Annotated in this window: 7 protein-coding genes and 1 pseudogene; all 8 read right to left on the reverse strand. The window is 64.9% G+C overall.

The genetic code is table 11. The features are described from left to right. Positions 1 to 148: 148 nt before the first annotated feature. On the reverse strand, positions 149 to 466 hold the full coding sequence (locus E4L98_RS14900) for a hypothetical protein (protein WP_135202341.1): 318 nt from the start codon (positions 464 to 466) through the stop codon (positions 149 to 151). After that, positions 459 to 851, reverse strand: a complete 393-nt coding sequence (fliS, locus tag E4L98_RS14905; protein ID WP_135202342.1) for a flagellar export chaperone FliS — start codon at positions 849 to 851, stop codon at positions 459 to 461. The genes E4L98_RS14900 and fliS overlap by 8 nt, the downstream gene beginning before the upstream one ends. Positions 852 to 883: 32 nt before the next feature. Then, positions 884 to 2,305 (reverse strand): flagellar filament capping protein FliD, encoded by a 1,422-nt coding sequence (fliD, locus tag E4L98_RS14910; RefSeq protein ID WP_135202343.1) that lies wholly within the window; start codon positions 2,303 to 2,305, stop codon positions 884 to 886. A gap of 99 nt (positions 2,306 to 2,404) precedes the next feature. Beyond that, positions 2,405 to 2,836 carry a flagellar FliJ family protein gene (locus E4L98_RS14915; RefSeq protein ID WP_135202344.1) on the reverse strand — a complete coding sequence of 144 codons (432 nt, stop codon included), beginning with the start codon at positions 2,834 to 2,836 and terminating at the stop codon, positions 2,405 to 2,407. A gap of 11 nt (positions 2,837 to 2,847) precedes the next feature. Then, positions 2,848 to 4,158 (reverse strand): flagellar protein export ATPase FliI, encoded by a 1,311-nt coding sequence (fliI, locus tag E4L98_RS14920; protein ID WP_135202345.1) that lies wholly within the window; start codon positions 4,156 to 4,158, stop codon positions 2,848 to 2,850. Continuing rightward, positions 4,155 to 4,868 carry a flagellar assembly protein FliH gene (fliH, locus tag E4L98_RS14925; protein ID WP_135202346.1) on the reverse strand — a complete coding sequence of 238 codons (714 nt, stop codon included), beginning with the start codon at positions 4,866 to 4,868 and terminating at the stop codon, positions 4,155 to 4,157. Before fliH ends, fliI begins: the two co-directional genes overlap by 4 nt. After that, complete coding sequence (locus tag E4L98_RS14930; protein ID WP_135202347.1) at positions 4,865 to 5,905, reverse strand: flagellar motor switch protein FliG; 1,041 nt, start codon at positions 5,903 to 5,905, stop codon at positions 4,865 to 4,867. Before E4L98_RS14930 ends, fliH begins: the two co-directional genes overlap by 4 nt. Beyond that, positions 5,889 to 6,098 (reverse strand): annotated as a pseudogene (locus tag E4L98_RS14935) (flagellar basal-body MS-ring/collar protein FliF); the annotation flags it as partial. The gene E4L98_RS14930 and the pseudogene E4L98_RS14935, both read right to left, overlap by 17 nt.

Consider the following 6,098-nt stretch of genomic DNA (forward strand, 5'->3'; position numbering starts at 1 on the left):
GCGCGGGCCGGCTTGCCGTCGCTGCTCTTGGCCGGAACGGGCGCGGCGGCGCTGGCCGCGGCGGCGCCATTGTGGTTGGCGGCCACCGGGGCGGTGAAATCGGCCTGGGCGGCTTTGGCCGCCGCCGTTGCGCTGGAGAGTGTCATGGTCATGCTTGGATTCCGGTTTCTGTGTGGGCGCTCTCGAGGGCGTATGCCAACCATCCCTCCTGGTTTGCCTGCATTTCCTGCAGCTTGCGGCCGAGGGCGTCGGTCGCCAGGTTGCAGCGCTGGACTGCTTCGTTGTGCATCTGGCGCAGCGCCACCAGGGCGGCGCGCTCGGCATTGCTCCACGGCGCCTGCGCCGCCATCTGCGGCAGCGTGGACGCCATTAACGTGTTAATCGCCGCCAGCGTCTTCCAGTCCTCGGAAGCGATGGCGGCGCTCATCTTCTGCGTCATCTGCAGCAGGGTGCGCTGCCTATCCATTGGTCTTCGCCTGCACGCCCAGCCAGCCTTTCTTGATGGTGGTCAGCAGCTTGGTGACTTCATCGATGATGGCCGGGTCCAGGCTGACACCGGCCGTGTACAGCCGGCCGGCGCAGTACTCGTACAGCCGGCCGAGGTTTTCCACCACCTCGCCGCCGTGTTCGAAATCCAGCGAGCTGGACAGGCCATTGATGATGTCGGTGCATTTGTTCAGGCTGATCGCCTTCAGTTCATAGCGTTTGCCGACGATGTGGCCGCGCGCGCGCGCCAGTTCTTCGAGCAAACCGTCGGTGAGCACCAGCACCAGTTCAATCGGCGAGGCGCGCGCAACCTGCGCCTCGAGATTGGTGGAGTGATAACTGCTATAGCCTTCCTGGTTCAACATGGTATTCACCGTAACGGTTTTACTGAGATTAATTAACTGCTGCTATCGGACGAGAACATCGCCGAGAACATGTTCGAAGTCGTGGTCATGCTGGCCTGCAGCTGCTGCAGGGCCGTGAATTGCGCCAGGTAGCGCTTGTAGGCGCTGTTGAACTGGTTGGTGACGGTGGCCTGGCGGTCGGTCAGGTCGGCTTGCAGCTTGCTGTTCTGGTCCTTGCGCTGGTTGAGGAAGCCGGTGCTGCTGGTCCAGGACGTGGTCAGCTTGTTCATCGCGCCCAGCACGCCGCTGTCGACGCCGGCGCCGGCGCGGCCGAACAGGTTGTCGATCGCGCCCGGATTGGCGGCCAGCGCCTTGTTCAGGCGTCCCGCGTCGACTTCCAGCGTGCCGTCGCTCTTGTTCTTGATGCCGAAGCTGATCAGCGACTGGCCGCCGGTGACGGTGCGCAGGATGCTGCCCAGGCGGTCGCGCAGATTGGTCACGCCGGAATCGTTGTAGAAGGCGGCGTCGGCCGCGGTGGGCGACGGCGCGGCATTGGGATCGGTCGACGAGGCCACCGTGTGGTCGCCCGACTTGGTCAGCGTGCCGATGGTGGTGATCAGGGCGTTGTAGGCGTCGACGAACTTTTTCACGTTGGCGGCGGTGGTGCTGTTGTCCGGCGCCACGGTCAGGGTGACCGGCGCGTCGCTGGCGCCCTGGGCCTGGGTAATGGTGAGCTTGACGTCGTCCACCACCGTGAACACATTCGACGCCTGCTCGACGCGGTCGCCGTTCTTGCCGCCGACCCATACCACCGCGTTCTTGGCGGCGGTGATCGTGGTCTGCGACGACAGCGAGGCCTGCAGCCCCGCATCGTTAAGGCCGGAAACGTCGATCGACGCCACCGCATTGTCTGCGCCGGTTTTGGCCGAGGTCAGCACCAGCTTTTGCTGGCCGTTGACGGTCATGGTGGAGGCGGTCACGCGCGAGTCATTGTTGGCGGCGGCGTTGATCGCGGCGGCCACTTCCTTGGCGCTCAGCACGCCGTCCATATTGTTGTCGGCATTGGCCAGGTCGACCTGGAACGAGGAACCGTCGGCCAGCGTGACGTTCATGGCGCCGGCATTGGTGGCCACACTGTCGGCGACGTTGTACGACACCTGGCCGGCGGTCGCCAGCTGCTCGACATAGAACGAGTAGGTGCCCGGCGCCGCCTTGGAGCCGGCGGTGGCGCTGGCGATCGAGGAGTTGCTCAGGGTGGCCGCATTGGCGCTCACCGTGTTGCTGCTGCCGGCCAAGTCCTGCAGCGCGCTCTGGAACGCGCTCAGCGCGCTGCTCAGCGTGCTCAAGCCTTTTTGCGTGGCGGTGGCCTTGGCGGTCGCGCTGTCGATCTGTGCCTGGGTGCCGGCGACGTAGCTCTGTGCCAGCTTCTCGGCATAGGTCGGCGGATCGTAGGTTGGGCTGGTGATGACTGACATGATCGTGCTCCTGGAAAGGATAAGTAAAGTGTACCTTGATATAGGGCGACCTTAATCGTTTCCGTATGAAAATATTCCCGCGTTTTTTTTGTAACGGCCTTATTTCTGGCCGCGCAGCCACAGTTGCGTTGCCAGATCGTCATGCTGACGGCGTTCCTTGGCGTTTTTCTGCTGATTCACGATCTTTTGCTGCTTGTCCAATACTTTGCCCAGCACCTCGCGCTTGGCCCAGGCCGCGTTGAGCGCCTGCTGCGACACCGCCATGTCGGCTTCGTGCAGGTGCAGGTCGACCTTGTGGTTTTCCACCATCTGCATCACGGCCTGCTTGTAATCGCCGCAGTTGCCGGCCAGGGCAGGGTGCAGATTGCCGCTGGCGCCACTGTTGGTGTACAAGCTGGTCAGTCGCTCGACGTTGCGTTGATAGCGTTCGCGCAAGCTTTCCTTTTCGGCGATTTCGGACTGCAGGCGCTCGACCTCGGTGTTGCGCAAGGCCACCAGCGTGGTCAGATTGCGGATGTGTTTTTCACTCATGGCGTCAGCGCTCAGGTCATCAGTTTTTCAAGTTGGGCGACGCAAGGCGCAAACGGCGCTTCTTCCTTGGTCCCCTGGCACAGGAATTCTTCCACCTTGGGATGCAGCTGTACGGCCCTGTCGGTGACCGGATCGGCGCCCGGCACGTAGGCGCCGAGCGGAATCAGGTCGCGCACGCGCTCGTGGCGCGCCATGCAGGCCTTCAGCGCGCGCGCCGCCAGCATGTGTTTGTGGTCGATGACCTGGGCGGCGCAGCGGCTGATCGAGGCGGCGATGTCGATCGCCGGATAATGGCCGCGCTCGGCCAACTCGCGCGTCAGCACAATGTGGCCGTCCAGGATCGCGCGCGCGGTGTCGACCACCGGGTCCTGCTGGTCGTCGCCCTCGGCCAGCACGGTGTAGATCGCGCTCATGCTGCCGTTCTGGTTTTCGCCGTTGCCGGCCGATTCCACCAGCTGCGGCAGGTTCGAGAACACCGACGGCGGATAGCCCTTGGTGGCCGGCGGCTCGCCCAGCGCCAGCGCCACTTCGCGCAGCGCCATGGCGTAGCGCGTCAGCGAATCGACCAGCAGCAGCACGTTCTTGCCCTGGTCGCGGTAATGCGCCGCGATCGAATGGCAGAGTTCGGTCGCCATGATGCGCATCAGCGGACTTTCATCGGCCGGCGCGATCACCAGCACGGCTTTCTGCAAGCCTTCCTTGCCCAGGGACATTTCGACAAATTCGCGCACCTCGCGCGAGCGTTCGCCGATCAGGCCGACCACCACCACGTCGGCCACGGTCTGGCGCGTCATGATGCCGAGCAGCACCGACTTGCCGACGCCGGAGCCGGCCATCAGGCCGACGCGCTGGCCCTTGCCCAGGGTCAGCATGGAATTGATCGCGCGCACGCCCACGTCGAGCGGCTCGGTGACCGGCTTCTTGCGCAGCGGATGCACGCGCGGCGGTTGCGCCTCCAGCGGGAAATCGCCGCCCAGCTTGCCCAGGCCGTCGATCGGCTCGCCCAGGCCGTTGACCATGCGCCCCAGCCAGCCGGGGCCGATCTGCAAGCTGGTCTTGTCGGGCGAGGGCAACACGCGCGCGCCGGTGGTCAGGCCGATCGCCTTCTTGAATGGCATCAGATAGGAAACCTTGTCGCGGAAGCCGACCACCTGCGCGTCCAGCCATTCGCCGCCGACTGTCTCTATCTGGCAACGCTGACCGGTGTGCAGCGGGCAACCCACGGCCTCGAGCAACAAACCGGATGCGCCCACCAGGCGTCCGGTCGGGGTCGCCATGGGTACGGAACCCAGTTCGAGATTGCGTAAGGCATCTGCGATCACTCTTCGGTCTCCGGTTCATCGCCGCTGTCGGCAGCCGTCAATTGATTATCGACCTGTTCCATGACCGCCGCAAGCCGTTGATGGCAACCGGCATCGACTTCATTATCGCCAGCCCGGATACGGCATTCCCCCACGTCAAGACGGGCGTCCGGAATCAGATTCCAGCGCTTGGAGCGCTTGGGGTCGAGGTCGGCGATGCGCTTGAGTTCCTCGGGATTCATGTACACATCGATTTCTTCGCGCGTCGGCGGCATCGACGCCAGCGTTTCCTCGACCAGCGCCATCAGCTGCACCGGCTGCAGCGCCAGTTCGGCGCGGATGACCTGGCGCGCGACTTTCGCGACCAGATCCACCACTTCCTTGCGTTGCGCCGCGCGGTAGTCGGAGCGCAGTTTTTTCAGGCTCTTCAGCATGGCGTCGACCGGGCGCGCCAGCTGATCGTAGGCCACCAGCGTTTCGTGGCGGCCTTCCTCGCGGCCCTGTTCCTGGCCGGCCAGGCGGCCCGCCTCGAAGCCGTCTTCCTGGCCGCGCGCAAGGCCGATTTCATAACCGTCGCGCTGGCCCTGTTCGAAGCCTTCGCTGACCGAGGCGGCCCACTGCGCGCCGCCATCGCCGCCATGGCCGTGACCACCCTGGGCGGCCGCCACCGCGGCGCGCTGGTTGGTGAACTGCGCCAGCGGCGGGAAACGGTAGGGACGGAATTGCTTCATTCAACCACCTGTTCGGCAAACAGCTGGATCTCGACTTCGCCGGCGTCGGCCAGCGCCTTGACGGTGGCCATGATTTCCTGGCGCGTCTGCTCGATACGCGACATCGGCACCGGCCCGGCGCGCCGCATCATGTCCTCGAACGCCTGCGCCTGGCGCTTCGGCATGGTCTTCAGCACGGCGTCGCGCACGGCGATGTCGGCGCCCTTGAGCGCGATCGCCCACTGTTCCAGCGGCACGTCCTCGAGGATGCGGGTGATCGCCTGCTCGGTCTGGTTGCCGAGGATGAAGAAGTCGTACATCGACAGCTCGATCTTGGAGACCACCTCGGGGTCGTGGGCGCGCAGCAGCTCCACCATCTGCGCGCGGTTGCTCGGCAGGCGGTTGAGGATCTCGGCGGTCTGGCGGATGCCTTCCACGCTGGTGCCCTGCGAATCGAACGAGCTCAGGCAGCGGTCGACCAGCTCGTCCAGTTCCTGCAGCAGGTCGGCGTCGACCTCTTCCATGCGCGCCAGGTTGAGCAGCACCAGGTCGCGGCTGTCCTGCGGCAGGCCGTCGATGATCTGGCCGGCCAGCGCGGCCGGCAGGAAGGCCAGGAACACCGATTGCATCTGCACGTGTTCGTTGGAGATGTACTCGGCCAGCCACTTCGGCGAGGCCCACTGCAGGCGCGCCATCTTGGGCCGCAGCTCGTCGCCGTAGATGTTGTTGAGCACGGTGTTGGCGAGGTCGCCGCCCAGCGCCAGGTCGAGCGAACGCTTGAGGTAGCTGCGCGAGGCGCCATGCACACCCGACTGTTCGCGGTAATCGTCGAAGAACTTTTGCATCGCGGTCTTGACCGACTCGACCTTGATGCCGCTCATGCGCGACATCACCTGGGTCACTTCCAGCAGTTCCTCGCGCGACAGGCAGCGCAGCACGGCCGCGGCCGGCTCCTCGCCTATGCTCAGCAGCACGATGGCTGCCTGCTCGACCGGCGTCAGCTTGGCGGGCGCGCTGCTGTACTCGCTATCATCATCCATGTTATTGAGTTCGGCCATTTTTCTGCATCCATTGTTTGACGACTTCGGCTACGCGTTCCGGCTCTTTCGCGGCCAGCACTTTCAGGTGATCGACCATCACATCGACTGCCGAACCAGGTGGCGGCAGATCGTAGTTTTCCAAGAGCGGCACCACCGGCATGCCCGGCTGCGCCGCGCCGCCCGTCGCGCCGGCCAGGGCCGGGGCCGCGCC

It is taken from the genome of Duganella callida (assembly GCF_004614165.1).
GTDB lineage: Bacteria > Pseudomonadota > Gammaproteobacteria > Burkholderiales > Burkholderiaceae_D > Rugamonas > Rugamonas callida.

Coding starts and splice junctions, on each gene's coding strand:
- E4L98_RS14900 (WP_135202341.1), bottom strand. CDS start 466: ATGGATAGGCAGCGCACCCTGCTGCAGATGACGCAGAAGATGAGCGCC.
- fliS (WP_135202342.1), bottom strand. CDS start 851: ATGTTGAACCAGGAAGGCTATAGCAGTTATCACTCCACCAATCTCGAG.
- fliD (WP_135202343.1), bottom strand. CDS start 2,305: ATGTCAGTCATCACCAGCCCAACCTACGATCCGCCGACCTATGCCGAG.
- E4L98_RS14915 (WP_135202344.1), bottom strand. CDS start 2,836: ATGAGTGAAAAACACATCCGCAATCTGACCACGCTGGTGGCCTTGCGC.
- fliH (WP_135202346.1), bottom strand. CDS start 4,868: ATGAAGCAATTCCGTCCCTACCGTTTCCCGCCGCTGGCGCAGTTCACC.
- E4L98_RS14930 (WP_135202347.1), bottom strand. CDS start 5,905: ATGGCCGAACTCAATAACATGGATGATGATAGCGAGTACAGCAGCGCG.